This window comes from Streptomyces sp. NPDC050806 (assembly GCF_055586425.1).
In genome coordinates, this window is sequence record NZ_JBVJIF010000001.1 from 1,002,240 (window position 1) to 1,028,160 (window position 25,921).

The following is a 25,921-nucleotide window of genomic DNA, read 5'->3' on the forward strand; positions in this document are numbered from 1 at the left end:
GGGCGCGATGTATTGAGGTGGCGAGGACTCAGGGCCGGCCGACGCCGGTGACCTCGCCGTTGCCGCCGTCGAATACGACGTCCGAGCAGCCGTAGAACGTCTCGGTGCTGTCGGAGCGCTGCCAGACGGAGTAGATGACGTGGTGGCCGCTCTTGCCGGAGGGCAGGTCAGCGGTCCACTTGTAGGCACCCTCAACACTTCCGACCGGTCCGGTCACCGGCGGGTGGTCGGCCGTCGCGAACGGCTCGTCCTCCAGATCGTCCCAGGTCAGTGGCTGACTGGGGTCGTACCCGTCCTTCGTCACGTAGACGTGGAACCAACCGGGGTGGGCAGCCCACGCGTTGTAGGAGAAGTTCAGCGGGGCACCGGCCGTGAGATGGGTGACCGGCCACTGCATGCTCGGCTTGTCGAAGCCGGAGAAGTTCGGGTTGCCGCCGCTGCACAACTGGCCGTCGGGGATGAAGCCTTCGGTACGGCCCGCGCCGTCGGAACGCAGCACGGAGAACCAGTTGTAGAGCGAGTTGGCCCCGCTCTCGGCGACGGCGGCGGCGCAGGCGGGGTTGATGGGCTGGATGTCGCCTTGCGGCGACAGGCCGTCCTTCCAGCACAGGAAGGTACGGCTGCCCGGAGTCATCATGGCGCCGTGCGCGGCGGCCGGCGGCGCGGCCGTCACGACCAGGCCGAACGCGGCCGCCGCTGAGAGGGCGGAGGCCAGGGAGAACCGGCGCATGGTACGGCTGCGGCCCCTCCTCCGGGTGCCGGTGGTGCGTCTGTCGTGGCCGCGGCGCGGGCCGATGGGGGAGTGCATGAGCGGAGCCTCCTTCGATGCGGTGCGGGCGGTGCGTTGCAGGGGCGTGCTGGGCGTGCTGGGCGTGCTGGGCGAGCGGGCGTGTGGGCGGCGGGGGCCGGCCCCTTCCGGGCCCCCGCCGCCGCACCTGTTCATCCGTCGAACGTCACAGTGCCGGGTGGGCGTTCTTCAGCAGTTCCTGGAACTGCGCGGAGAACCATTTGCCCGACAGCGGCGCGTCGGGCAGCGCACCGGACTTGTGGTAGTTGTTGCGGATGTTGCCCTCGTACGTGGGGTCGCACATCTGGTCGAAGCCCTTGCCCTCGTCGTTGGGGATCTCCTTGCTGGCACCGTCGGACTCGCCCGGCGGCTTCATCCACACGTACGCGTCGATGCCCGTGGCCGGGGCCGCCTGGGGCCGTTCGCCGAGGCCCGCACCCGACTGGTTGCACCAGTTGCCCAGATGCAGCCGTCGGTCGTAACGGCCGCCGTCGACGTAGGTGTCCACGCTGGTCTGCGCGCCGGGGCCGGACGGGCGGGCCGAGCCGCCCCAGCCGTTGCGGGACGTGTCGATGAGCATGCCGATGTCGGACCGGAAGCCCTTGCTGATCAGCTCCTGGCGGAAGGCCTGCGCGAAGGACAGCTCATCGGTGTAGCGGTTCCAGTCCACCCACTTCGACTGACGCACGGAGACGCCGTTCACCTGGTCGTTGATGGAGAAGTTGTCCTCCTTCAGCGCACTGTAGTTGGCGGTGTTCGTGATGAAGCCGTGTACGTTGGCCACGGTACTGCCCTCGGCGGTGGCCGCCTGCTGGAACAGCTGGGCGGAGGCGCCGAAGTTGTCGTCCCAGCCGAGCCAGCCGTGGTGGCCGGCGTCGACGTAGTTGTAGACGTTGCCGATCGCGCCCAGCTTGTTGAGCGCGTACCCGACGCCCTTGATGTAGTTGCCGTTGGCCAGCATCGTGTTGCAGTTCGCGGTGGCGGTCGGGCGGCCGCCGGCGTTGGTGACGAGGTTGGGCAGCGAGTCGATCTCGACGGTGGTGACGATCCGCAGGTTCGCGTAGGCGGGGTCGGCAAGGATGGCGGCGATGGGATCGATGAACTCGCTCTTGTACCGGTCGATGTCGTTGGGGCCGAGCTCGCCGTTGGAGGCGAGCGCCGCGCAGTCACGGCCGGGGAGGTTGTAGACGACGAGCTGGATGACCGTGGGTTTTCCGTTGGCGGACTGCTTCACGGCCGCGTCGAGGTGGTCTCTCAGCCCCATTCCGCCGTTCGCGCCTTCGATGGCGGCGATGCGGTCGAGCCAGACGCCCGTGGGCTGGTTGGCCACCTTGCTGCCGCCCGGCTCCGCCGCGGCCCGGGCCGACCATTCGGGGTTCACATAGACCTGGGCGCCCGCGTAGGGGTTGTCGACCTTGGCGGCGGCGGGCGCAGCGGCGTGGGTGCGCTGCGTGTCGGTGGCCGCGGCGGCGGTGCCGTCCAGGGACAGGGCGGCCCCGGCGGTCGCGGCGAGCAAGGTGCACGCCGCGAGCGCGGTCGCGCGGAACGACTTCCGTGGTGCGGTGATGCGGCTCATGTTCGGTCCTCTCACTGCTCGTGCGGTCTCGGTTCGTGCGGGTGAGAAGGTGCTGCGGACATCGGCCCCCGTCGGTGACGCGTGGCAGGGCCATGCGTGGTTCGACATCGATATCCGGCGCCCGGTGTCAGGCGGACGCGGTGCCGCGTGTCCGTACGCGACGGCGCCGCACCCCGCCCGGGGCGAAGGGAGAACAGGTGAGGCAAGTGCGGGAAGACGGGCCACCCGCTCGCCTCCGGCAGGAACGGTTCATGGAACCGCTCCCATTTGTCGCTCTGGAACCGTAGCGCCGAATTACGCTTCGGCAACAGGCGCACGACGAAACTCGACACACTTCGCTGATTTGTCGCCCACGGATCCTCAACTCCCTGTGTGGCAGGCACTCTTGACGCATCTGGCGCACAGTCGAACTATGGGAGCGCTCCCGTATATCTGTCCTCCAGCCGTCCCATCCGTCCGATCGGAGTGCAGCATGAGACATCCGGCGTACAGCCTGAAAGAGCAGGCAGGACGGCGTCCCTCGTCCAGGCGTACCTCCTTGCTCCTCGCGGTCCTCGTCACCTTCTTCCTGGCGGCGGTGACCGGCGCCCAGGCCGCGCTCGCCGCTGGTGCCGGTACCACCACGGGTGCCGGTGTCGGGACGACAGCCGCCCGGGGGTCCGCCGCCGGGCTGCACGTGGACTCCGGGCGGATCGTCGAGCGCAACGGTGCCGACTTCGTCATGCGTGGCGTCAACCACGCCCACGCCTGGTACCCGGACCGCACCACCACCGCGCTGCGGGACGTCAAAACCCTGGGCGCGAACACCGTACGAGTGGTGCTCAGCACCGGTGACCAGTGGACGAAGACCTCGGCCGCCGACGTCACGCAGATCATCGCGGAGTGCAAGCAGAACCGCCTCATCTGCGTGCTGGAGGTCCACGACACCACCGGGTACGGCGAGCAGGGCGCCGCCGTGAGTCTCGCCAGGGCGGCCGACTACTGGGTCGGCATCAAGAGCGCGCTGGTCGGCCAGGAGGACTACGTCGTGGTGAACCTCGGCAACGAGCCGTACGGCAACACCGGGTACACCGCCTGGACCGCCGACACCACCGACGCCATCCGCAAGCTCCGCGCCGCCGGCCTGCACCACCTGCTGATGGCGGACGCACCCAATTGGGGCCAGGACTGGTCCTTCACCATGCGGGACAACGCCCCGTCGGTGTTCGCGGCGGACCCCCAAGCCAACACCGTCTTCTCCCTCCACATGTACGGCGTGTTCGACACCGCGGCCGAGGTCGGGGACTACCTGAACCGCTTCGTGGCCGCGAAGCTGCCGATCGTGGTGGGCGAGTTCGGCGACCAGCACTCCGACGGCAACCCCGACGAGGACGCCATCATGAGCACCGCGAACACGCTGCGCCTGGGCTACCTGGGCTGGTCATGGAGCGGCAACGGCGGGGGAGTGGAGTACCTCGACATGGCCACCGGCTTCGACCGCAACCAGCTCACCAACTGGGGCCGACGGATCTTCCAGGGCCCCGACGGCATCCAGAGCACTTCCCGGGAAGCCACCGTCTACAGCGGATGACGCATCGTCACGGCTGGTGCCAGGGGACCCCTCACGTCCGGTGGCTTCGTGGAGGGTCGGCATCAGCATGACGCTGGAGCGGCGGTGCCGTCGGGCATTCCGGATGAGTTTCGGGTCCAGGTGAACTTGTGGTACGCACTCGCGGGACTGACTGTGCCATCCACAATGATCACGATTGCATCGAGGTGCACGCCCAGAATCTTGGAAGCGGGCGCATGCAGAAGTTCCGCATGCGCGACCACGGAAGCCGGCCCAGACATCGGCGAGGCTAGAGGGGACACGCGGCATCCTCGGTCGCGTGGCGGTAGATGCCCAGTTCGGGGGCGCCGGGAAGGTGCTGGACGGGTACCGGGGAGTCGAAGTAGTCGGCGCACGCCTGCCACACCCCCGGGTACTTCGCTTTGGCCGCTGCTGCCTCGCCGGGAGGAGCCGAGCCGTTTGCGTAGTCGTCGATGACGATTACCGCGCCGGGGGAGAGGCGGGGAACGCAATGGGTCAGGCCGATCATGATGGAGTCGTACAGGTCGCCGTCCAGGTAGGCGAAGGCGATCGAGTCGGGCAGACGGCGCGGCAGGGTGTCGGCGAACCACCCTTGGTGCACAAGAGGGTGAGGCAGTCCGAGCCGGTGGTGCAGTTCCGTCACCTCCGCGGGCCCCGCTGCGAATTCGCCAGCCGGCACGCCGGCGTTGTCATGTGCCCCACCGGGCGGGAGCCCTTGGAAGGAGTCGAAGGTGTGCACCGTGCGGGCTTGGCCGAGCATGGTGAGGACAGTCCGCATCCAGGCCGTCATCGCGCCGCGGTAGCAGCCCAGCTCCACCACATCCCCCGGCACGTTCGCGCGGATCACCGCGTCCAGCTCCTGCTCGATGGCGTCCAGGCGGCCCCGGTCCACGGTGCGGGTGTACTCGGTCTCCAGCACGGCCCGTACGTTCTCGATGTTCTCGGGCATGGCGCTCCCTGTGGTCGTGGCCCGGCCTGGTGGCCGGGCGGTGGCACGCCGTGACGTACAACGCTCCTGGACCGGTGAAGGTGATGGTTCTTCCGCCGTAGCGCCCAAGCGCGGCCCTCGATGCGGTACGGCGGTGCACAGCCGCAGAGAGTCGCCGGTCTGGCCGAGGGAATCGGGGCGGACCAGGCGTGACCTGTGCCGGGGGTGTGCCGTTGGATGCAGCGGGCCGGACGGCCCTCGTGCGAGGCCAGGAGGAGGCGCCATGACCGAAGAGCCGATGATCTGCGACCAGGTGGTGATCGGGGCGGGTTTTGCCGGGCTGCATTGCGCGGTGGCGCTGGCCGATGCGGGCTTCGAGGTCTCGGTGCTGGAACGGGCGGCCGAGCCGATGGCGGCGGCCAGCCGCCACAACTGGGGCCGTATCCATCACGGATGGCACTTCGCCGGGAGCCTGGCCACCGCGCTGGAGTCCATCTCCTGCGCGTTCGAGTTCCTGGAGGAGTTCGGCGACCTGATGACACCCGTGACCGCTCCCGGTGCCGGCCGGATCGCCGGACAGGGCCCGGGCTCTTGGGTGGCGCTGGCGCACGGCTCCTTCACCTCGCGGCATGCGCTTGTCCAGCGTGCCGAGGCGATGCGCGCCCACTACGCCGCCGAAGCCGCGCGGCGGTCGGTGACGTTCGGCAACGCCGAGGACTTCTTCCGGCCCCTGCCCGACAAGGTTTGGACGCGTCACCTGTCACCTGAGCGGGTGCAGATGGCAGCCGCCACGCTGGAGCCCTTCGTCGACCTCGACGCCCTGGCCGAGCGAGTCGTGCATCGCGCGCTGCGGCACCCGCGCGTGACGGTGCTCACCGGCCACGAGGTGACCGGTGCTTCGGCGGCCCACCCCGGCGAATCCGCCTCGGCCGTCCGGCTGGACATCCGTACCCCGGACGGACCCCGCACAGCGCATGCCGAACGCGTCGTCAACGCCAGCTGGTGCTCCCGCGCCACCTTGGACGCTGCGATGGCCGAGCACTGCCGCGGCCTGCTGCCCGACCCACCCTCGACCTACCGGCTGAAGGCGTTCCTGCGCCTGCGGCTGCCGCCCGCTCTGCACGCTCATCCGTCCTGCATGGTGATCCACGGACCGTTCACCGTGTTCCGCAACCTCGGGGACGGCACCGCGCTAGCGGACTACGCTCCGGCTTCCACCCTCGATATCCACCCCGGCGGCGTCCCCGACTCCTGGCCGCAGGGTCCCGCCGACCGTACCGCGTCCACCGCATGGCCCAGCGATACCGGCTTGGCCAAACGCATCCTGTACGGCGCAGATGAGTTCATCCCAGGCCTGGCCGCCGCCACGGTCCTCACCACCGTTACCGGCGTGCTCTACAACCCGGGCGACGCGGACATCCATGACCCCAGCACCGCCATGCACCACCGACTGGGCACCGGCGTGAAGGCCGTCTCCCCCCGCTGGCTGTCCCTCGACACCGGCAAACTCACCTGGGTCCCCCGCCTCACCCACCAAGTGCTCTGCCACAGCTGAACCGCGGACCGTGTGCCCGCAGCGCTCGGTCGACGCAACCGCTTCCCCGGCACGGTGCACACTGGCGTGTGAGTGGGCGGCGGCGTAGCAGCAGATAGGCGCCGGCAGCGGAGTGTCAGTGGCTGCTCCAACAGCGGGGCACGGGAGGCGCCGGCGCCGCGTACGAAGCGACTCGTTGCAGCCGGCTGCGGACGGGGCATGGGCGTGGACTGGCACTTCGCTCACGCCTCACCGCGCGAGGCCTGCTCGGCCCGGCCGGCTCGCCGTTGAATACGGGCCGCAGGTGCGGGCCGGTCGTGTGCTGCCCGGGCCGGTGCTGACCGGGGCCTGGGACGGCCTGGGGGAGGCGGAGCGGTGTGCGACCGCGCAGCAGACGGCGGCCGGGCGTTTGGGGCGGCCGGAGGAGGTGGCCGAGGCGATTGCCTTCCTGCTCAGCGCGGAAGCGTCCTACCTCACGGGTGCGGCGCTGACGGTCGACGGGGCCTGGGGCGTGGCCAAACCCGGAGTGTGACAGGGCGCATCCTGCGTGCCGCACCGTCGTTGTCGATCATGGCGCCTGCTTGCGGTCGCCGTTGCCTCAGTGCGGAGCCCTGTGTGCACGGGCTGACCGCCTCGGATAGAGAGCTGGATGGTCACCGTATGCCGCTTCAGTACCTGCGCGGGGACGCGGACGTCGCCACCGGCCGCGCCCTTGTCGCAGTCCTGGCCCGCGAGGGCGCCGACTGCCTGCTGTCCATGGCACGTGCCGCCGTTCGGGCGCGTGGGCTGACCCGGCTGCACGGCCCTTACTGCATGGCCCGCCGCTTCGCCGGACTGGCCACCACGCCCTTCGACAGCGACACCACAGCTCGCCAGAGCTGGCAGCTGCCCGGCGGCGGTCGGGCCGAGGTCGCTCTGCGGACCAACCAGAGCGACCTCACGGTGCTGTGGGAAATCTTCGTCCGCCGCTGCTACGAACTACCTCTGCCTCTTGAGGGGCGGCTTGCCACGATCGTCGACGTCGGCGCGAACGCCGGCCTGGCCGCCGCCTACCTGGCCGCCCGCCACCGCCCCGAACGGCTTCTGGCCATCGAACCGGTCGCAGCCAACCTGGACGTGCTGCGCAGCAACTCTGCCCTGGCTGCCAGGCCGTGGATGATCGAGCCGGTGGCGGCTGCGGCGCGGCCAGGTCCTCTGGAGCTCTACGTCAGTGGTCACTGGTGTACCGCCACCTCGGTCCCGTCCATCGGCAAGCACCGGCTGACCGGTACCCACCGCATCGAGCACGCCATGCCCCGCCCGCCGGTCACCGTACGCGCCGACACCCTGGACGCGATCCTCGACCGCAACGCGATCGACCGTGTCGACCTGATGAAGATGGACATCGAGGGAGGCGAAGAGGACCTCTTCACGGGCAGCCCCGTCTGGCTGTCCAGGGTCGACCGGCTGCTGATCGAAATCCACGACAAATACATCGACGGCACCTCCGTGCGCACCGCGCTGCGCGCCGAGGGCCTGAGCCCCGTGCATGCGCCGTCGCTGAATGACGCGGCGCCTCCCGACCAGGCCCTCGAACTGTGGGTCAGGGGCCGGTCGTGACCGCCAGGCAGGGCAGCTCCCGGGCGTCACCGGCCCCGCCGGCCGAGTCCGGGAGAAGACCGCCACCTTCTCCCGCCCGCGACTGACGACCAGGAGGCGATGGCGCTGCTGCCCCGGACCTGTGTCGTCGCCCGGCAGGCATCGTGCGGAAGCACGTGGCCGCGTTCCGACCTGCCTCTCGGTGACCGCGGACCTGGTCAGCCGGTCGGCGCGGGGAAGTGGCGTCGGAAGGTGAACGCCTCGGGCGACGGGCGCTTGACGCGCAGGGCGTCGAGCCGGGCGAATCCCTCCTCCTGGGTGAGGGGTTCCCCACCGGATGCCACCACAGGACGGAACTGCGCCTTCAGGTACGGCTTGTACCATTCACGTCTCCGCCGCAGCGCGCCGCCGTGCAGCCCGCCGTAGGTGAAGGCGGAGAGCGAGCCGAGGTCCTCCCAGAGCGTCAGGTTGAGGATCCAGGGGTCGTCGGGATCGCCGTTGACGACCTCCAGCCGACCCCAGGAGCGGCTGAGGCCGGCGGCCGGAGATCATGGGAAAGGAGGAGCGCCGGCGGGCTGGAGGAACGATGGATGGTGTCTTTGAAGGGGCCGAGGCCGCCTTCGAGGGGCGGCGGATCTTGGTGGTGGACGACGATGCGGCGATCCTGCGGTCGCTGCGGCGGGGGTTGCGGCTCAACCGGTTCGCCGTGGAACTGGCCGGGGGCGGGCGAGCCGCCCTGGAACACATCCGACGAGAACCCGTCGACGCGGTCGTCCTGGACGTCTCCATGCCCGACCTCAGCGGGATCGAGGTGTGCCGGACACTGCGGGCGCAGGGCGATGACATGCCTGTGCTGATGCTGTCCGCACTGGATGAGACGGCCGACCGGATAGCGGGGCTGCAGGCGGGCGGGGACGACTACCTCGTGAAGCCGTTCGCACTGCAGGAGCTGGTACTGCGGCTCGACGCGCTGCTGCGGCGACGGTCCGGCGGCCGGACCGTCGCGGCTGTTGCGGACGAGGAAACGGTGCGGGTGGGCGGCCTGGCACTGTGCCCGGCATCCCGCCAGGCTCGGCTGGACGAAGCCCTCCTGGATCTCACCCGGCGCGAGTTCGAGCTGCTGGAGGTGCTCGCCCGCAATGCCGGCATCGTGCTGACCCGGGACCAGTTGCTGGAGCGGGTCTGGGGCTATGACTTCGCGGTACGGACGGACGCCGTGGACACCTTCGTCAGTTATCTGCGTCGCAAGACGGAGAACGGCGGGCGGCCGCGGATCGTCCACACCGTGCGCGGCGTCGGCTTCGTGCTGCGCGACGACAGCCTCTCGGGACGCTCGGCATGACGGCCTACCGTACGAAGCGGTGCCGCCCGGAGGCTCGTACGAAGCCGCGGCGCACGAGGGGATTCAGGATGTCGTTGCGCCTCGGTGGAAAGGCCGCCCCGGGGCGTGGTGTCCGCATGAAGTTCTCCACCCGTATCGCGCTCGCGGTCGGCGTGGTCGTACCGGTGCTCGTCCTCACCTCCGGCTGGCTGCTCTATCTGCTCGTCGCGCACGATCTGCACGTCGAGCAGGACAACCATCTGCGGGACCGCGCCGACGCGGTGACACGGCAGGCCCGGCAGCTGCTCCGTGTCACCGCCAAGGGCCGCCCCGCCGCCGCCCAGCAGCGGGAACGGCAGATGTACACCGCCGCGCTGGACGTGGGTATCCGGGTCCGGGGCCCGTTCGGCACCGTCTCAGGAGGACCGCAGCCCGACACCCGCACCCAGCTCCCCGATACCGAGGGCCGGCCGGTGACGGTGCACGAGCGCACAACGGAGCGCGGCGAGGGCGGCGCCAGGAGCTGGCGGGTGCTCTCGCGCGAAGTGGACGGCTCCCGGCCCGGCGTGCGAGGCACAGTGTGGCTGTTCATGCCCGACACCACGCACCAGGCTCGCCTCGCCTCCGTACGCCGTCGTGTGGTTGCCGTCGCCGTACTGGGCGCGCCGGTTTCCGCGCTCCTTGCCTGGGCGACCGCCTCCCGGGCGAGCCGCCCCCTGCGTCGGCTGCAGCAACGTGCCGGCAGGCTCGATCCGCGAGGCGGCACCTCGCGGCTGGACCACGTCCCCACGGGGGTCCGCGAGGTCGACGACCTGGCCGGGACACTGCAGACGCTGCTGACCCGCTACGACGAGCAGGTGGCCCACACCACCCAGGCGCTGGACACGGCGCGGTCCTTCTCCTCGGCGGCCGGCCACGAGCTGCGCACCCCCTTGATGAGCATGCGCACCAACCTGGACATCCTCGCCGAACACCCGGATCTGGGCCTGGCGGACCGCGTGGAGGTGGTCGACGAGCTGCGCGAGGAGCACGCCAGACTGCTGAGCCTGCTGGTCATGCTGCGGGAACTGGGCAAGGGCGACCTGGTCGAGGCGGATGCACTGGGCCCGGTGGACCTGGGCGAAGTGGCGGAGGCGGCGGTGGCGGACGCCCGCCGCCGGGACCGTACGGCGAGCATCACGCTCTCCGCTCCGCTCTCCGGTGTGACGGTGACCGGGTGGGAACCCGGCATCCGCACCTGCCTGGACAACCTGCTCGTCAACGCCCTCACGCACGGCAGGAACCGTGTGGACGGGCAGGCCCGTATCACGGTGTCCGTGCAGGCCGACGAAGCGCATATGGCGGGCCGGCCTGTCATGCTGACCGTGGACGACGACGGGCCCGGCATCCCGGCCGAGCTGCGGGAGACGGTCTTCCGGCGCTTCCATCGCGATCCGCGCAGCACCGGTTCCGGCCTGGGCCTCACCCTCGTCGCGCAGCAGGCCGCACTGCACGGTGCGACGGCGTGGGTGGAGGACGCGCCGGGAGGCCACGGCACACGATTCGCCCTCCGCTTCCCGTCATCGCACAGTGCCGCGTCACATGCGGCGCTGCCGGTGCAGCGTGACTGGCTGGCCGGTGCCACCGCGGTCACGGCAGCCCGGCGCCACCCACAAAGAAATCACAAAGACGGTCCCTAACTTGTGCCGCGGCGCGGCCGCCGGGCCGCGTCGCATGCCGGAAAGGAGACCGTTCATGAGGTCAGCGAAGAGCACCATCATCGCGGCTGTCGCGGCGGCCACGCTGCTCGGCGGTGGCGCCACGGCGTTCGCCACCAGCGGCGAGGGCGCAAGCCACGCCTCCGACAGCGCCGCTCAGCAGACCGACGGCGCCACGAAGCAGGACAAGAAGCAGGACAAGGGGAACAAGAAGGCGCACGTCCCGAAGAAGGACGGTGCTCGTCACCTCTGCAAGCACGCGCCCAAGATCGAAAAGCGCATCGACAAGGCCGTGCAGCGGCTGGACGGCAGCGCTGCGAAGCCCGGCTCGATCGCCCGGCTGGAGAAGCGGGTGGACAACGCGAAGAAGGCCGGCCACGACGAGATCGCGACCTACCTCGGGGACCGTCTCAAGGACCGTAAGGCCCGTGTGTCCCACTTGAAGGAACGCAAGAAGAACCTCGACAACGTGTCCGAGTGGTGCACCAAGCACGACAACCGGCGCGACGCGGACAGCGGCAACAACGGCACGAGCAGTGGGAACAACGGCAAGAACGCCGACGGCGAGAGCTGACGCTCGTCATCCGGCGTTCGAGGGCTGACGGTACAGCCTGAACCGACGAAGCAGCGGTACGTGCGTACCGCTGCTTTGGCTTGGCGTCGCCGACCGCAGCGCGATCCGCGCCGGCGGGCCGGGGGACCGGAGCCGGAGGGGTTGCTACTTCCAGCTATGGACCCGGATCTTGGTGTTCTGTTCTCCCGGCGCCAGGGTGTAGGCGTACGCCCCGCAATTCGCGTCCCGGTAGAAGTCCCAGGACTGGTCGTCGTTGTTGTAGACGCTCCCGGCGGAGATGCCCGGGGTCTCCCCGCAATCGTGGCCACTCGGGTTCTCGTCGACTGTCATGTTGCCCGCAAAGTTTTCCTCGGTCCAAAAACACACGTACCCTTCGGGGCACCTATCGGATTCCTTGGCGGACGCCGCCCCAGCGGGGCCGGCAATAATAGAGACCGAAGCGATGGCCAAAGCGCCGAATGTGGCGCAGAAGCGGCGGATACGCACAGGCTGCCTCCTTGATGCGAGTGCTGATGTCCCGGAAATTCTTGCCCCCCAAAATTCCGGGAAACTTCGTTTCCGTGCATTCCCTCGCACGAGTGAGGTGCGAGGGGATTCTCTTTTTTTGGGGTGTTCGGCGAAGAGGGGGCGCGAGGTGTTGCAGTGGTCCGCCGGTGCTGTGAGTTCGCAGTGAGTATTGTCAATCTCTGGGACTGTTGGGGCGGATTGAAATTGGCCTCGAATCACTGTGGTCCGGGGATGCCGCAGCTCATGACCGATGGCTTCGGCGCGCGAGGTAAGCGAGGTCAGCGAGGTCAGCGAGGAAAGCGAGGAAAGCCTTCTGATTTTCCCTGGGTTATTCATTGCGAGTGCCGTCTCCGCTCTGGGGATAAACGTTTTTTGCTTGTCCTGGCGGGGCGATGAGCTGAATCCTTTCGGCGCTCAGATCGGTCGCAGAATATTTAGTCACTCGATGGAGTTAATCGGCCCGGCAGGCGCGTCCGACTCTCCGCCACGGGTAGTTCGAGGATTCAAGGCCCGAGATGATTCGGGTCTGTCTCGTGTACTTGCCTGGAGGGGTGGATGAGCCATGCCTGGACGTGAAGTAGAGGGTGTTGAGGAACCGACCGCAGGCCAGCAACAACCGGATTCCGGTGCACCGGGTCAAGGAAATTCCTCAAGCACTTCCGGAAGGGAAGTCCCGGGGGTTGGGGAGCCGAATACCGGCCAGCAGGGCGGGGAATCCGCAGCGTCCGCGCTCACGATTCCCCAGCAGCAGCCGCCCCCCGTGGTCGCCCCGGACCGGCAGAAGGAACCCGTAGGCTCTCCTCCGGACGGAGGCGGCCGGACCTTCGCGACGCAGGAGCGCATCGACGAGGTCGCTCGCGCCATCCTGGTGATGGACGAGAACGAGCAGCCGCTCACCGAGAAGTACCTCGGTGTGCTGCGCGACGGCCTGCCGGCTTCCGGTACCGCCCTGAAGGACGTCCTCGTCCTCGGCGCCGGTCCTTCCGGCCTGTACGCGGCCCAGCTGCTCAAGCAGGCCGGTCACCGGGTGACGGTGTTGGAAGCCAATGGCAACCGCGCCGGCGGACGCATCAAGACCTTCCGCAGCGGCGGCCACGAGCATGCCCAGCACCCCTTCGCCGACCCGCGCCAGCACGCCGAGGCCGGCGCCATGCGGCTGCCGAGCCAGCACAAGCTGCTCATGACGCTCCTCGACAAGCTGCGGATCCGCAAGGAGCCCTTCCGACTCGTCGGCGAAGACACCAACGGCAACAAGACCGACGCCACCTGGATCGTGGTCAACGGCGTGCGCGTGCGGCACGGGGATTACCAGACCTGCGAGACCGAGCGGAGGAAGATCAACGAGAGCTTCGGCGTCCCCGAGAAGTACCTCAACAAGCCCGCCAACGAGATCCTCCACGATGCGCTCAAGCACCTCAAGAAGAAGATCGAAGGCTCCGAGGCGCAGCAGCTCCAGGGCTGGAAGGACATCATCAGGGAATACGGCGCCTTCTCCATGCGCCGTTTCCTGCGCGAGGCCGCCGGGCTGGACGAGGCCACCATCGACCTCATCGGCACCCTGCAGAACGTCACCTCCCGCCTGTCCCTGTCCTTCCTCAACAACTTCATCGACGAAGCCCTGATCAGCCCGAAGACCACCTTCTACGAGCTGCACGGCGGTACCGCCGTCCTCGCCGACAAGCTGCTGGAACCGGTCCGCGACGAGGTGCACTTCGACCGCCGCGTCACCCGCATCGAATACCTGGACCCGGAGCGCGGTCCCCAGCCCGATGCGCCGCAGGTCGCCGATGCCGCAGGCAAGCGGGTATGGGTCGACACCGTCACCGAGGGGCGCGACGGGCAGCTGCCGGAGCGCAAGCAGTACAGCGCCGACGTCGCCATCGTCACCATCCCCTTCTCCGGGCTGCGCCAGATCCAGATCGCCCCGGACATGTCCTACCTCAAGCGGCGCGCCGTCATCGAGCTGCACTACGACGCGGCCACCAAGGTCCTCCTCGAATTCAGCCGCCGCTGGTGGGAGTTCAGCGAGGACCAGTGGCGGACCGAGCTCGACGGTATTCAGGAGGGGCTGTACCAGAAGTACGCCGATGGCACAGCCCCTGACGACTCCTCCCTGCTGGGCATCGCCCCCACCGAGCATCCCCACCACATCAGCGACGCCCAGCGTGCCCACTACGCCGCCGACCGCTGGATGGCCAAGAACCAGCCGGACGCGGTCGAGGTCATCGGCGGCGGCTCCATCAGCGACAACTCCAACCGCTTCATGTTCCACCCCTCGAACCCGATCACCGGCACCAAGGGCGGCGTCGTGCTCGCCGCCTACTGCTGGTCGGACGACGCGGTGCGCTGGGACAACCTCGACGACGAGTGCCGCTACGCCAACGCCCTGCGCGGACTGCAGGAGGTCTACGGCCAGCGCATCGAGGTCTTCTACACCGGCGTGGGGCAGACCCAGAGCTGGCTGCGCAACCCGTACTCCTACGGCGAGGCCTCCATCCTGCTGCCCGACCAGCACACCGAGGTCTTCCCCGACATCGGCACCGCGGAGGGCCCCCTCCACTTCGGCGGCGACCACACCTCGCTCAAGCCGGCCTGGATCGAAGGCGCCCTGGAATCCGCCATCCGCACCGCGCTGGAAGTCCACACCCAAAGCTGACCGGCCGCCGCGACCACAGGAGAACCGGATGACGACGACCACCACCACCGAAACCGGCACGGCCACCCCGAAGAGCGGCACGGCGCTGCCATTGCGCTACAGCACCCAGATCCAGGGCGACATCCTCGCCGGGTTCAAGAAGGACCACACCACCGTCCTGTTCCTGCACTTCACCGACGCCGTCAAGGCCCGCGGCTGGCTGACGGACCTCATCCCCAGGATCGCCACCACCGCCCAGGTCACCCGCTTCAACGAGGACTTCAGCGCCCACCGCCGCGCCGGCGGCGGCACCGACCCGGAGCACCTGAAGGTCACCTGGCTCAACTTCAGCGTGACCTACCCCGGGCTGCAGCTGTTCACCGGCAACGACCAGATCTTCGAGAGGGACCAGGCCGACACCACGCTGGAGGCCTACCGGCAGGGCGCCGCCGCCCGTGCCGAACTCATCGGCGATGTGGACGCCAGCGCCCCCGAACGCTGGTCCTACGGCGCCGGTGACGAAGCCCGTGCCGTTCACGGCGTCCTCACCCTCGCCTCGGACGACGACGAGGAACTCATCCACGTCATCGAACTCCAGAAGAAGGCCATCGCCCAGGCGGGTGGCACCGTGGTGTTCCACCAGCGCGGAGCCGTCCTGCCCGGTCAGCTTGCGGGGCGTGAGCACTTCGGCTTCATGGACGGGGTGAGCCAGCCCGGAGTGGAGGGGTACGACGAGCCCGACCCCGATGACCCCACCCAGGTCAAGGGCAAGCCGGGCATGCAGATGATGCCCGCGGGCGAGTTCATCATCGGCTACGACCGCATCGACGCCGAACCGGCCCGCGCCTCCTACCCGGAAGACAAGATCCCCGCCTGGATGCACGACGGCTCCTTCCACGTCGTACGCCGCCTGGCCCAGGACGTGCCCGGCTGGTGGAACCAGGTCGACCAGGCCCTCCAGCAGCTCAAGGCCAAGGGGGCGGTCCCCGAGGACACGACCTCCGACTGGCTCGCCGCTCGCATGGTCGGCCGCTGGAAGAACGGCACGTCGCTCATCAAGTGCCCCATGGCAGAGCCGACCGATGGTCAGCAGCCCGACAACGAATTCGACTTCGCCGACGATCCCGACGGCCTGGTCACACCGCTGTTCTCCCACACCCGCAAGAGCGCACCCCGCGCCGGCCTCGTCAACGACGGCAAGAAGGTCCCCGAGATCCTCAACCGCAGGCGCCGCATCATCCGTCGCGGCAGTCCCTACGGCAAGCCCATCGCCACCGACGGCAGCCCCGGCGGCCGCCCCGGGGACGAGCGCGGCATGGCCTTCTCCTGCTACCAGGCCGACATCGTCGGCCAGTTCGAGTTCACCCAGATCCGCTGGATCAACAACGACGACAACCCCCAGGGCCGTACGCCCCCGGCCGGCCCCGACGCCATGATCAGCGGAATGCTGACCGCCGTCAGCGACGGCAACATCGGATTCGAGGGAAAGAACAAGGAAGGCGCCCGCACCAGCACCCAGGTCTGCATCAACCCCTTCGTCACCACCGAGGGCACCGCCTACGCCTTCTCCCCCTCCCTGGACACCCTGCGCCGCCTCACCGACGGCCGCCTGGAGGGCGAAGTACCCGACATCCCGACCCACGACCCGCACGGCGCCCACATCGACGCCATGCTGCCCAGCTCCTCCCATCCCGGCCGCTACTGGTCCTTCCAGGGCCGGACCGTACGCCCGGCAACCGAGACCAAGGGCAGCGAAACCACCGACCTCCTCGCGGGCCCCAGCCACTCGATCGCCTCCTGGCCCGCCCTGCACAACATGGACCGTGTCGACGCCGTCCTGCCGATCCACGACGAGCCCGGCCAGTACTGGGTGTTCTTCACCGGCGAGGACGGTGCACAGCACTACCGCTACCTCGGCGTGGAGGACACCGGCGCCGATACCCCCGGCAGCCGTCACAGCGGCGCCGACGCCAACCCCGTCTCCACCTGGGGTTCGCTCGCGGACGTGACCCACGTCGACGCCTTCGCCCCGGTCCCGGACGCGCAGCCGGACGCCGAAGGCAACCACCGCTACTGGGTCTTCCACACCACCTCCGCCGGGCAGCGCTACCGCACCATCTCCATCAGGCCCGCCCCGCACGGCGACACCAAGGTCTTCGACGACGGCCCGATCAGCGACTGGACATCGCTGGCAGGGGTGGAAACGGTCGACGAGATCGTCCCCGTTCCCGGCAAGCAGCGCGAGAACGGCGAGAGCTGGTTCTGGGTCTTCCACCGCGACGGATACCGCATCATCGGCGTCGCCGACGGAGCACACCACACCGACCGCATCGTCCAGCAGGACCGCCCGCTGGGTGAATGGAACAGCCCTTCCTGAGCGCGTCGGGCGGCGCACACACACGGCCGAGGGTGGTGCCGGCACCTGCGCGCTCCCCGCGGCTACTCGTTCCCAGGTGGTGGTCGCTGGCTCATGGCTCGGGCTGGGGCGGCCGGAGGAAGCCGCGGTCTGTGCCCGCACCGCTCTCGCGGCCCTCACACGGCTGCGGCTCCGCTCTCTCTCCGGGCGCCGCCTGTGCGGCCCGAACCGCCGGTACCGGTACCCGGCCGCCTGGACGCCGTACCGGGTCGCGGGAGTATTCCGCCGGTGATCAGACTGCCGACGACCCGGTCCAGGTAGGACGCGTCCAGCGACGGCGGAGAGAGGCCTGCGCGGCCGAGTACCGCCCAGGTGGCATCCGAGCGCACCGTAGGCGCGCGGTCGGTGGCGTGGCCGTCTTCGGTGCCGAAGGCGTAGTGGAAGACGTCGCTGAGTATGGTCATCGGCTGGATGTCCGGGTGGGGCGCGGCGGCGTCGACAGCCTCCCACCACTTGGCGGGCGTGACTGCTTCGAGCCGGTAACCGGCGCGGCGGGCCGCGGCGAACAGGTCCGACAGCGGCAAGGGCTCCGGCCGGACCAGGTGGAAGGCATGACTGTCGGCGTGGGGGAGCCCGGCCAGTGTCACGATGCCGCGGGACACGCTTTCCACTGTGCCCACCGGAACCGTGGCCGTGGTGTCGGGGGCGCGGCCCAGGGCGATGACCGCTCGGAGAAGCGGTACGAGGAGATCGGCTTCGAAGGTGTGGCCGGTGCGGGCATCCGCAGTGATGATCCCCGGCCGTACCAGGGTGACCGGCAGGCCGCGCCCGGCCGCTGAGCACAACAACCGCTCGGCCCGTGCTTTGCTCCGCGGATAGCCGAGCGGTCCTGCGGTCGCGTCGGAGGCCACCGTGTGCTCGTCGACGACGGGCATCCCCGAACTGCATGCTCCCAGGAGGGTGCCCAGTGTGGAGACGTAACAGATGCGCGGTGGGCGCCCGTTGAGCCGGGCAGCGCGTTCGGCGAAGGCGATGACGGCGCGGGTGCCGCTCACGTTGACCGGTGCAAGCTGCTCGTAGTCGGCGGCCAGGTTGACGGCCGCGGCGCAGTGGATGATGCATCCGACGGATTCCGCGAGCGCATCGTAGGACCGTGGTGTGAGGCCCAGCAGGGGGCGGCGGACGTCTCCGGGCACCGGGATTACGCGGCCGTGCCACGCCGCGGCCTCCTCCCCGCCCTGCTCCAGTCGCCCGGCGAGCCTGGCGGCCGCGGTGCTGCGGTCGTTGCCGCGGACCAAACAGTGCACGGTTGCCGCGGTACCGGCGACCAGGTCGGCGCAGACATGGCCGCCCAGGCTCCCGGTCGCGCCGGTCAGCAGTACCGTTCGCAGGGCGCGGGCGCCGGTCATGCCGCGCGCTCCGCCCGTTGCTCGGCCAGTTCGGCCAGTTCGGCGGCGAGTGAGCGCAGACTGGTGGTGCTCATCAGCCGGGAGACCGGGACGTCGATGCCGTGTTCCTTGCGCAGTCCCGTGCGCAGTTCCAGGGCCATGAGGGAGTCGAGGCCGAGCCGGTTCATGGACCGGCTCCGGTCGATCTGGGCGGGGCGCAGCCCCAGGATGCTGCAGAGCCGGCTGACGATGTACTCCTCTACGGCGGCTCCGTCGGGGTGGTCTGCGGGCGTCGTGTCCGCGGCCGTCGTGGCCGTATCCGTGCCCGTGACCGCGCCCGTGTCTGTGTCCGTGCCCGTGTCCGTCTTCGTTTCAGTGGTGTCAGTTTCCTTGTGGGCGTCGGGGAGTGCGGTGCCGTTCGTCGCTGGGGAGTCGGTTTGCTGCGGTGACAGGGCGTTCTGCGGCTCGGCGGCGGGACCAGGCGTCTCCTGTGCCGTGTGTGCCGCGGACAGCTCGTGCAGGAGCGGGGCCTCGGCGTCACCGGGATAGGCCTGCAGGTAGTGGTGCCAGTCGACGGGAGGCCAGATGGCGTGTTGTCCGGGCGCGGTAAGCCACCTGTCGAACAGGGCGGGGGCGTCGGTGGGACGGATGGAGCCCATCCCCTGCGGGCGGACATCGTGGCCGCTCTCCTCGCTCAGGCGCGCGGCCAGCCCGACCTCCTCCCAGTAACCCCAGTTGAGGACGGTCGCGGGCTGCCCCATCGCAAGGCGGTGGGCGGCCAGTGCATCGGCGAAGGCGTTGGCCGCCGCGTACGCTCCCAGATGGGTGCCGAGGGTCAGGCCGCCGAGTACGGCGGCGGCGGACGAAAAGAGGGTGAAGAATTCCAGCGGCCGGTGGGCGAAGACACGGTGCAGTGCCCAGCCGCCGGCCACCTTCGGGCGGAAGGTGTTGTGGAGTTCCTCCGGACCCAGGTCCGCGGCGCTTCCCGGGCTCAGCACGGCCGCGCAGTGGGCAACGCCTGCCACCGGCGGCAGTCCGTCACTCTCCCGCCGGTCGAGCACAGCGGTGAGCCCCGTAGCGTCGGCGGCGTCGAGAGCGAGGTACTCGACCTGCGTGCCACGTCCCCGCAGGTCTTCCAGGAGTTCGGCCCGGGGATCGGTCTGCGCCATCGTGGAGAGTTCGGTACGTCCGGTCAGCAGCAGGTGCCCGGCGCCCCGTTCGGCAAGCCACTGCGACAGCAGCCCGCCGACTCCGCTGAGGCCGCCGGTCACCAGGTACGTGGCGTCGGAGCGGATCCGTACCGGTTCCTCGTGCGGTTCCGCCCGGTCGGTGGCGGGCCCGGCAGGAAAGGACAGGACTACCTTGCCCGTATGACCCGAGCGTGCCATCAGCCGGAAGGCGTCGGTGGCTTCTTCAGCGGGGAAGACACGGGGCGCGGGCGGCTCCAGTCGCCCTTCGGCTACCAGGTCGGTCACCGTGTGGACCAGTGAGCCCAGCGTTCCTCGGTCTCGCTCGTACAGATCGAGGAGGTTGACGGGCAGGTAGGAACGGCCCTCGGTGAACACCCCCATGGGCAGCGGCCGGTTCGCTGCAATGTCGTTCACGGCCAGGTCGACGTAGCGGCCGAAGGGATTCAGCAGCGAGAAGTTGGCCTCGACGGCTTCTCCGACGAGGGTGTTGAGGACCACGTCGACACCGCCCTGTTCCTCGTCGCGCAGCTCCTGGGCGAATTGCGACGAGCGCGAGTCCGCGACCTTCTCCGCCCCCAGCTGTTCCAGCAGGCGGCGTTTGGCAGGGGTACCGGCCGTGGCGTACACCGTGGCCCCCAGCATGCGGGCGATGCCGATCGCCGCCTGCCCCACTCCGCCGGTGGCCGAGTGGATGAGTACCCGCTCTCCCGAGGCCAGGCGTGCGCGGTCCACGAGTGCGTAGTACGCCGTGGCGTGCGCGGCGGGCAGGGCTGCGGCCTCGGCCAGGCTCAGCCCGGCCGGCTTCCGGCGCACCAAGGGGGCCGGAGCCACCACTCGGCTGCTCATCGCGGGATGGACGAACGCGAGGACCTCATCGCCGATGTCCAGCCCTGTGACGCCGGTTCCCACGGCAGCGACGGTGCCGGAGCATTCGCACCCCAGCAGGGGGATGTCGCCTTCCGCGCTCCCGTCGGTGCGGGTCGCTGCGAGAACATCGTGAAAGTTGATCCCGGCGTGCGTCACCTCGATCTCCACCTCGCCCGGCCCCGGCGGCGCGGTACGGGGCACATCACGCATGCTCAGTGCGCCGTCCCCGGTCTCGGCCTGGACGGTACGTGTCGGTGCGCAGGCCGTTGGTACGGTGGGCGCACCGAGACGTGGGGCCAGCACCTTTCCACCACGGAGTGCGATCCGGGTCTCGGGGGAGCGGGAACCGACCACTTCCATCAGCGCCGCGACGTCCCGCGCAACCTGCTCCTGCGGAACCTGGTCCTGTGGAACCTGGTCGTGTGATGCCGACGTCGCCGGGGGCAGGTCCACCATGGTCAGATGCACGTCCGTGTTCTCCCGGTCGGCCACCGGGCCGCGCCCCCACACAACGGACTGCCACGGAGCCGGTACGGTGTCGTGTTCGCCGACCGCCTGGGCACCGCGGGTGACCACGTACAGCTGTGCGGCGGCGTCCGGGGGCGGCACCATGGCGCGTACAAGGTTTCCGAGCGTGGCGCAGCGCATTACTGCCGCATCCTGCACGTCGCTCGGTGTCGCCGTGTCGGCGTCGAGTTCCTCGCGGTCGTGCCGGTCGGACCACAGACAGATCACGCCGTCGAGCGGCCGATCCTGCGCCGCCTCCTTGAGCAGCGAGGCAATGGCCGCCTCGGAGCCGGGCTCAGCTGCGGCTGGAGTGACGGTGTGGCCCGCCGCGGTGAGGCGACGGACGAGGGCCCGGCCGACGTCTCCGGTGGCGCCCAGCAGCAGCCAGTTCCCGCCGATGGTGGCCCGGGACGCGTTGAGCTGTACCGGCAGCCACGACAGGGGCTGCTCCCAGTCCAGGTGGTCGCGATCCGTGTCGTCGTGGTGCGCCTGCCCGTCGTGATGCGGTCGATTCGTGTCGTCGCGGTGCGCTCGCTCGGCCTGGTGCGATCGATCCGCGTGGTCGTCGTCCGCCTGCTCGTGGTAGTGCTGCAGGTCGTGGCGCTCTGACGTTGTCGCCGGGCGTGACGCCGTACGCAGTCCGCTCACCGCCATGACGGTGTTCCCTTCGCTGTCGGTCACGACGATGTCGGCCGTTAGGTTTCCGCCGTCCCGGCGAGTGACGCGCGCATGCGCCCATGCCTCCCCCGTGGGCTGTGGCGCGGCGGCCCAGAGGCGCTCGACGCCGGCGAGCAGCAGGCTGCGTGGGCCGCCCGCCTCCGGCACGAGCGGGATGGCGGACTGCAGGCACGCGTCCAGGAAGGCCGGATGAACCCGGTGGTCACCGGCCGGACGCGCGGTGACCCGGGCGAGGCATTCGTCCGGTGCGAGCCACAGTTCCTCGATCCCGGCGAAGGCCCCACGCCAGGCGTTCCCGGCGGGGGAGTACCGGAGGTAGAAGCCGGCCCCGTCCAGCCGCCGGGGGCAGCGGCGCCGCACCGCTTCACGGTCCTCAGCACGCCCGCGTTCCGAGGTGCGGTCCCCGGCCCGACCGGTGGCGTGCGTCGTCCAGGTGCCGGTCTCGTCACTCCGGCTCTCCACTGCCAGCAGGCCGCCGTCCGCCGACCCATCGGCCCCGGATCCGACTCGCAGTCGTACGGCAGTGTCCTCTTCCAGCGCCAGCGGCTCCTCGAACTCGACGTCACGCACTTCACCGGAGGGTCCGGCAGTGTGCAGCAGGATGTCCAGGAACCCGGCGCCGGGCATCACGGCGGTGTCCCCGACCCGATGATCGAGAAGAAACGCGTGACGCGTGAGATCCAGTGGTGTCCTCAGTAGGGGATGCTCCGACTCCCCGGCGGCCTCATCGGCTGTCTTCGGGGCGGTCTCCTCAGCCGCATTACCGGCGGTCTCGTCCGTTGTTTGGCCGGCGGTCTCCTCGGCCGGGCGGGGGCTGCCGATCTCCGGCCACCGGTAGGAAGGAGCCTGGTACCAGTGGCGCTCGCGCTGCCAGGGGTAGCGCGGCAGGCGCTCCGAGCGGCCGCCGGTCGGGTGGACCGCGTCCCAGTCCGGGTCCGTGCCCGCCTCGTACAGTTGGCCCAAGGACCGGTAGAGGGAAGCGAGTTCGGGGTGCCCCTGCCGCAGCGAAGCGAGCACCAGCGCGCGTCCCTCGGAACACACGCTCAGCGCCGGCGTCAGCAACGGGTGGGGAGAAATCTGCAGGAAGGCGACCGGTTCCTTGCCGAGCGTGCCGCGGACCACGGGCTCCAGCAGCACGGTGTCCCGGAGGTTGCGCCACCAGTAATGGTGGTCGAGGCCGGTCCCCGGGACCTCCGCGCCGGTGACCGTCGACAGGAACGGTACCTCGGTGGGCCGGGGCGTGAGCTGGGCCATGGCGTCCAGCAGTGGGCGGCGCACCGGGTCGATCTGCTCACTGTGTGCCGCGTACGCCACTTGGACCGGCCGGCAGTCCATGCCGCGCTCTTCGCAGCCGGCCACCACCCGGTCGATCTGATCGGCCGATCCCGAAACAACCGTGGCCTCGGGGCTCTCCGCGACCGCGACGGCAGCGCCCGGCGCGAGCTCGGACAGCAGCGCGCGGGTGGCGTACTGTGACATGCCGAGCCTAGCCATCGCGCCGGGCGGTGCGAGCCGGTCGATCAGCTCCGCACGGACGCAGCTCAGCCTTCCCGCCTCCTCAAGACTGAGCGCACCGGCGCAGTACGCCGCGGCGATCTCGCCCTGGCTCTGGCCGATGACAGCCGTGGGATGTACGCCCCACGCCCGCCAGTGATCCGCAAGCGCGCAACTGACCGCCCACAGTGCGGGCTGTACGAGGGCGGTACGCCGTTGCCATGAGGCGTCTTCCCCGTTCAGTGCTTCAAGCAACGACCAGTCCGTGTGCTCGGCGATGATGGTGTCGCAGCGTTCCAGCGTGGTGCGGAAAGCCTCGCTCTCGACGGCCAGTTCACGGCTCATGCCCTGCCACTGCGAGCCCTGCCCCGGAAAGACGAATACCACTCGCGGTCCACCGGGCTGCGCGTTCGGTGCCTCGACGGAGCCGTCGCCGCCGATCCCACTCGGGTCGGAGGGCGGCCCCGCATCCAGCAGCTCGGCCATTTCGTCGGTGGACTCGGCGGTCAGCGCGAGCCTGCGCTCCCAGTGCGTACGCCGGCACGCGGCCGCGGCACACAACTCCCTGAGGTCCACGGCGCGACTGCCATCGCCGGGGCGCAGGAGATCGCGGTAGGAGTGCGCAAGTGCGGCCAGTGCCTCCGGGGACCGGGCCGAGAGGGGGAGCAGTGCGGGTCCGCTCGCCGATGCCTCGGGTCCGCTCGTCGATGCCGGGGGCCGTTCCTCCTCCGCCGGCGGCGCGGAGCCCAGAACGAGGTGCACGTTCGTTCCCGTGGCCCCGAAGCTGTTCACCCCGGCCAGGAGCGGCCGGGGCCGGGACGCCAGGCCCACCGTGTCCGCGGATACACGGAGCGTGCGGCCGCTCCAGTCCACGGCGGGATTGGGGGTGGTCAGATGCGGATTGCCGGGGAGTTCACGATGCTCCATGGACAGTACGGCCTTGATCAGCCCGGCCACCCCGGCAGCCGCCTCGGTGTGGCCGATGTTGGCTTTCACCGTGCCTGCGGGGCACGGGCCTGCCTCCCGGCCGCGCTGCCCCATCACCTCCTGGAGCGCGCCCAGTTCGACCTGGTCCCCGAGTGCGGTTCCGGTTCCGTGGGCCTCGATGAAGTCCATGTCGGCCGGGTCACGGCCCGCCATACGGCACGCCTGTCGCACGACCGCCACCTGAGCGGGTCTGTTGGCCGCGGCCAGTCCGTTCCCGGTGAACCCGTTGTTGTTGGTCGCGGTCCCGAGGACGACGGCTCGTACGCGATCGCCGTCCGCCAGTGCGCGGTCCAGCGGTTTGAGCAGGACCATGCCCACGGCCTCACTGCGCACGAAGCCGTTCGCCGATGCGTCGGCGAACTTGCAGCTGCCGTCCGGTGACAGGCCGCCTGCCCAGCCGAACGTGAGGTGCGTGTGGGGGGTGAGGATCAGGTTGACGCCGCCGGCCAGGGCGGTCTCGCACTCGCCGGTCCGCAGGCTCTGACAGGCCAGATGGACGGCCAGCAAGGAGGAGGAGCACGCCGAGTCGACCATGAGAGAGGGACCGTCCAGCCCGAACACGTAGGACAGCTTTCCCGAGTAGGCGGCGCGGGAGGCCGCCCCCAATTCCGAGTAGATGTCCAGTTGGTCGAGGTCCGGGGTGTGGCGCAGCCAGTAGTCGCTCGCGACGCTTCCGACGAAAACCCCGGTGCGTACGGAGGAAAGGCGCTTCAAGGGGAATCCCGCGTCCTCGACGGCCTCGTACGACGTCTCCAGCAGAAGGCGCAGCTGCGGGTCGGTGCGCGCGGCTTCACGGGGAGACATGTCGAAGAAGAGGTTGTCGAAGAGGTCGATACCTGGCAGATATCCGCCGCGGTCGGTGGGAATGCGCCCGGGCGTGCGGGGCTCGGGATCGTGCAGTTCGTGCATCCAAGCCCGGTCGGCGGGTGCGGTATCCACCGTCTCCCTGCCGGATTTCAGTACGTGCCACAGCGCGTCGAGGTCGGGTGCGCCAGGGAAACGCCCACTCATGCCAACGATGGCGACGGGATCGCCCGGCTGGTCGAGGGCCCGTAGGTGGTTCGGCCCACTCGGCCCACTCGGTTCATCCGGTCCACTCGGCTCATTCAGCCATTTGCGTGCGGTAGGACCAGCGGTAGATGCGGACGTAATTTCCCTGCTCATCTTCCTCCTCTTCTCCTGTGTCTTCGAAGTGCTCGTACCCCGCGTAGAAGGGCACGTTGATCCGGTCTTGGAGCCGTTCGTCGGGCACCACAAGATGGCGCTGCTCACTGTCAATGCCCGTCGGTCCACCGGTGAGACGGACGTGGGTCTGGTTCATGTCGTTCTCCCGGAGCGGGATCGGAATCGGTGTCATCGCCTGCAGGGCGAAGCCCGCAAGGAGGCGCCGGAACGGATGGGCCGAGGAGCGGAACGCCGGGAGGCATCGTCCGCTCAGGACGTGCTCCGCGAGCGGACTTCGAGAGCCGCGCTGAGCAATGAGCACTGGCTGTACGCCGAGCGGCGAAAGGACGCCCCTGACCATCCGGCCCGCCCCTGAGGCGAAGTGCCGTGGCCAATGGCTGACCCGTATCACGCAAGTGGTCGATGGCCGTTTGTTGGGTGCACCGGGATGCCTTCCCGAGCCTGAAACCAGTTATCCGTGGTGAATACGGCGCACAGGGGCGTAGGGGACGCATGGCGAGCACGGGAAGTATGCATGATTACCCGATGAACGCCCCCGGCTGCTGCGACGCAACGGCGAGAG

15 protein-coding genes and 2 pseudogenes are annotated in these 25,921 nt (G+C 69.6%); 9 read left to right on the forward strand and 8 right to left on the reverse strand.

Going from position 1 to position 25,921, the window contains the following annotated elements; translation table 11 throughout:
* Positions 1-31: 31 nt before the first annotated feature.
* A pseudogene (locus tag ACZ6WH_RS04535) lies at positions 32-730 on the reverse strand (lytic polysaccharide monooxygenase auxiliary activity family 9 protein); the annotation flags it as partial.
* Positions 731-953: 223 nt separating this feature from the next.
* Positions 954-2,363 (reverse strand): glycoside hydrolase family 6 protein, encoded by a 1,410-nt coding sequence (locus ACZ6WH_RS04540; RefSeq protein ID WP_469725927.1) that lies wholly within the window; start codon positions 2,361-2,363, stop codon positions 954-956.
* A 538-nt stretch (positions 2,364-2,901) separates the two neighbouring features.
* Between ACZ6WH_RS04540 and ACZ6WH_RS04545 the strand changes: the two genes are divergently transcribed.
* The gene (locus tag ACZ6WH_RS04545) at positions 2,902-3,933 is read left to right on the forward strand and encodes a glycoside hydrolase family 5 protein (protein ID WP_469725929.1); all 1,032 of its coding nucleotides are present in this window, start codon (positions 2,902-2,904) and stop codon (positions 3,931-3,933) included.
* A gap of 268 nt (positions 3,934-4,201) precedes the next feature.
* Here the strand turns inward: ACZ6WH_RS04545 and ACZ6WH_RS04550 are convergent, their stop codons facing one another.
* On the reverse strand, positions 4,202-4,882 hold the full coding sequence (locus ACZ6WH_RS04550; protein WP_469725931.1) for a TylF/MycF/NovP-related O-methyltransferase: 681 nt from the start codon (positions 4,880-4,882) through the stop codon (positions 4,202-4,204).
* 262 nt (positions 4,883-5,144) lie between these two features.
* Here ACZ6WH_RS04550 and ACZ6WH_RS04555 point away from each other — a divergent pair, with 262 nt between their 5' ends.
* The 3 genes and pseudogenes from ACZ6WH_RS04555 to ACZ6WH_RS04565 all read left to right on the forward strand — a co-directional run bounded on the left by ACZ6WH_RS04555 (position 5,145) and on the right by ACZ6WH_RS04565 (position 7,994).
* Positions 5,145-6,416, forward strand: coding sequence for an FAD-dependent oxidoreductase (locus tag ACZ6WH_RS04555; protein WP_469725933.1), 1,272 nt, complete (start codon positions 5,145-5,147; stop codon positions 6,414-6,416).
* A gap of 256 nt (positions 6,417-6,672) precedes the next feature.
* Positions 6,673-6,927 (forward strand): annotated as a pseudogene (locus ACZ6WH_RS04560) (SDR family oxidoreductase); the annotation flags it as partial.
* Positions 6,928-7,055: 128 nt separating this feature from the next.
* Positions 7,056-7,994 (forward strand): FkbM family methyltransferase, encoded by a 939-nt coding sequence (locus ACZ6WH_RS04565; RefSeq protein WP_469725934.1) that lies wholly within the window; start codon positions 7,056-7,058, stop codon positions 7,992-7,994.
* Between the two features lie 197 nt (positions 7,995-8,191).
* On the opposite strand, the gene ACZ6WH_RS04570 is transcribed toward ACZ6WH_RS04565, so the two are convergent.
* Complete coding sequence (locus ACZ6WH_RS04570; RefSeq protein WP_469726275.1) at positions 8,192-8,485, reverse strand: DUF3291 domain-containing protein; 294 nt, start codon at positions 8,483-8,485, stop codon at positions 8,192-8,194.
* A 74-nt stretch (positions 8,486-8,559) separates the two neighbouring features.
* Between ACZ6WH_RS04570 and ACZ6WH_RS04575 the strand changes: the two genes are divergently transcribed.
* The 3 genes from ACZ6WH_RS04575 to ACZ6WH_RS04585 all read left to right on the forward strand — a co-directional run bounded on the left by ACZ6WH_RS04575 (position 8,560) and on the right by ACZ6WH_RS04585 (position 11,565).
* The gene (locus ACZ6WH_RS04575) at positions 8,560-9,315 is read left to right on the forward strand and encodes a response regulator transcription factor (RefSeq protein ID WP_469725936.1); all 756 of its coding nucleotides are present in this window, start codon (positions 8,560-8,562) and stop codon (positions 9,313-9,315) included.
* Between the two features lie 116 nt (positions 9,316-9,431).
* The gene (locus tag ACZ6WH_RS04580; RefSeq protein ID WP_469725937.1) at positions 9,432-10,973 is read left to right on the forward strand and encodes a sensor histidine kinase; all 1,542 of its coding nucleotides are present in this window, start codon (positions 9,432-9,434) and stop codon (positions 10,971-10,973) included.
* A 55-nt stretch (positions 10,974-11,028) separates the two neighbouring features.
* A complete protein-coding gene (locus tag ACZ6WH_RS04585; RefSeq protein ID WP_469725938.1) occupies positions 11,029-11,565 on the forward strand; it encodes a hypothetical protein in 537 nt (178 codons plus the stop codon).
* Between the two features lie 144 nt (positions 11,566-11,709).
* Here ACZ6WH_RS04585 and ACZ6WH_RS04590 read toward each other — a convergent pair whose 3' ends face one another.
* The gene (locus ACZ6WH_RS04590; RefSeq protein ID WP_469725940.1) at positions 11,710-12,408 is read right to left on the reverse strand and encodes a peptidase inhibitor family I36 protein; all 699 of its coding nucleotides are present in this window, start codon (positions 12,406-12,408) and stop codon (positions 11,710-11,712) included.
* A 424-nt stretch (positions 12,409-12,832) separates the two neighbouring features.
* Between ACZ6WH_RS04590 and ACZ6WH_RS04595 the strand changes: the two genes are divergently transcribed.
* Together ACZ6WH_RS04595 and ACZ6WH_RS04600 are read left to right on the forward strand one after the other, a co-directional pair.
* Positions 12,833-14,728 carry a flavin monoamine oxidase family protein gene (locus tag ACZ6WH_RS04595; protein WP_469725941.1) on the forward strand — a complete coding sequence of 632 codons (1,896 nt, stop codon included), beginning with the start codon at positions 12,833-12,835 and terminating at the stop codon, positions 14,726-14,728.
* 28 nt (positions 14,729-14,756) lie between these two features.
* The gene (locus tag ACZ6WH_RS04600) at positions 14,757-17,084 is read left to right on the forward strand and encodes a Dyp-type peroxidase (protein WP_469725943.1); all 2,328 of its coding nucleotides are present in this window, start codon (positions 14,757-14,759) and stop codon (positions 17,082-17,084) included.
* 155 nt (positions 17,085-17,239) lie between these two features.
* Here ACZ6WH_RS04600 and ACZ6WH_RS04605 read toward each other — a convergent pair whose 3' ends face one another.
* The 3 genes from ACZ6WH_RS04605 to ACZ6WH_RS04615 are packed head-to-tail and all read right to left on the reverse strand — an operon-like array spanning position 17,240 to position 25,495.
* Entirely contained in the window at positions 17,240-18,472 is a 1,233-nt protein-coding gene (locus ACZ6WH_RS04605) for a thioester reductase domain-containing protein (RefSeq protein WP_469725944.1), read from the reverse strand.
* Entirely contained in the window at positions 18,469-25,338 is a 6,870-nt protein-coding gene (locus ACZ6WH_RS04610) for a beta-ketoacyl synthase N-terminal-like domain-containing protein (RefSeq protein ID WP_469725945.1), read from the reverse strand. The genes ACZ6WH_RS04605 and ACZ6WH_RS04610 overlap by 4 nt, the downstream gene beginning before the upstream one ends.
* The gene (locus ACZ6WH_RS04615; protein ID WP_469725947.1) at positions 25,277-25,495 is read right to left on the reverse strand and encodes a DUF5988 family protein; all 219 of its coding nucleotides are present in this window, start codon (positions 25,493-25,495) and stop codon (positions 25,277-25,279) included. The genes ACZ6WH_RS04610 and ACZ6WH_RS04615 overlap by 62 nt, the downstream gene beginning before the upstream one ends.
* Between the last annotated feature and the right edge of the window lie 426 nt (positions 25,496-25,921).

Bases quoted from the DNA above. Each gene is read 5' to 3' on its own strand.
- ACZ6WH_RS04555 (WP_469725933.1), top strand. From the start codon at position 5,145: ATGACCGAAGAGCCGATGATCTGCGACCAGGTGGTGATCGGGGCGGGT.
- ACZ6WH_RS04580 (WP_469725937.1), top strand. From the start codon at position 9,432: ATGAAGTTCTCCACCCGTATCGCGCTCGCGGTCGGCGTGGTCGTACCG.
- ACZ6WH_RS04540 (WP_469725927.1), bottom strand. From the start codon at position 2,363: ATGAGCCGCATCACCGCACCACGGAAGTCGTTCCGCGCGACCGCGCTC.
- ACZ6WH_RS04550 (WP_469725931.1), bottom strand. From the start codon at position 4,882: ATGCCCGAGAACATCGAGAACGTACGGGCCGTGCTGGAGACCGAGTAC.
- ACZ6WH_RS04565 (WP_469725934.1), top strand. From the start codon at position 7,056: ATGCCGCTTCAGTACCTGCGCGGGGACGCGGACGTCGCCACCGGCCGC.
- ACZ6WH_RS04590 (WP_469725940.1), bottom strand. From the start codon at position 12,408: ATGAATAACCCAGGGAAAATCAGAAGGCTTTCCTCGCTTTCCTCGCTG.
- ACZ6WH_RS04575 (WP_469725936.1), top strand. From the start codon at position 8,560: ATGGATGGTGTCTTTGAAGGGGCCGAGGCCGCCTTCGAGGGGCGGCGG.
- ACZ6WH_RS04605 (WP_469725944.1), bottom strand. From the start codon at position 18,472: ATGACCGGCGCCCGCGCCCTGCGAACGGTACTGCTGACCGGCGCGACC.
- ACZ6WH_RS04615 (WP_469725947.1), bottom strand. From the start codon at position 25,495: ATGAACCAGACCCACGTCCGTCTCACCGGTGGACCGACGGGCATTGAC.
- ACZ6WH_RS04610 (WP_469725945.1), bottom strand. From the start codon at position 25,338: ATGAGCAGGGAAATTACGTCCGCATCTACCGCTGGTCCTACCGCACGC.
- ACZ6WH_RS04600 (WP_469725943.1), top strand. From the start codon at position 14,757: ATGACGACGACCACCACCACCGAAACCGGCACGGCCACCCCGAAGAGC.
- ACZ6WH_RS04585 (WP_469725938.1), top strand. From the start codon at position 11,029: ATGAGGTCAGCGAAGAGCACCATCATCGCGGCTGTCGCGGCGGCCACG.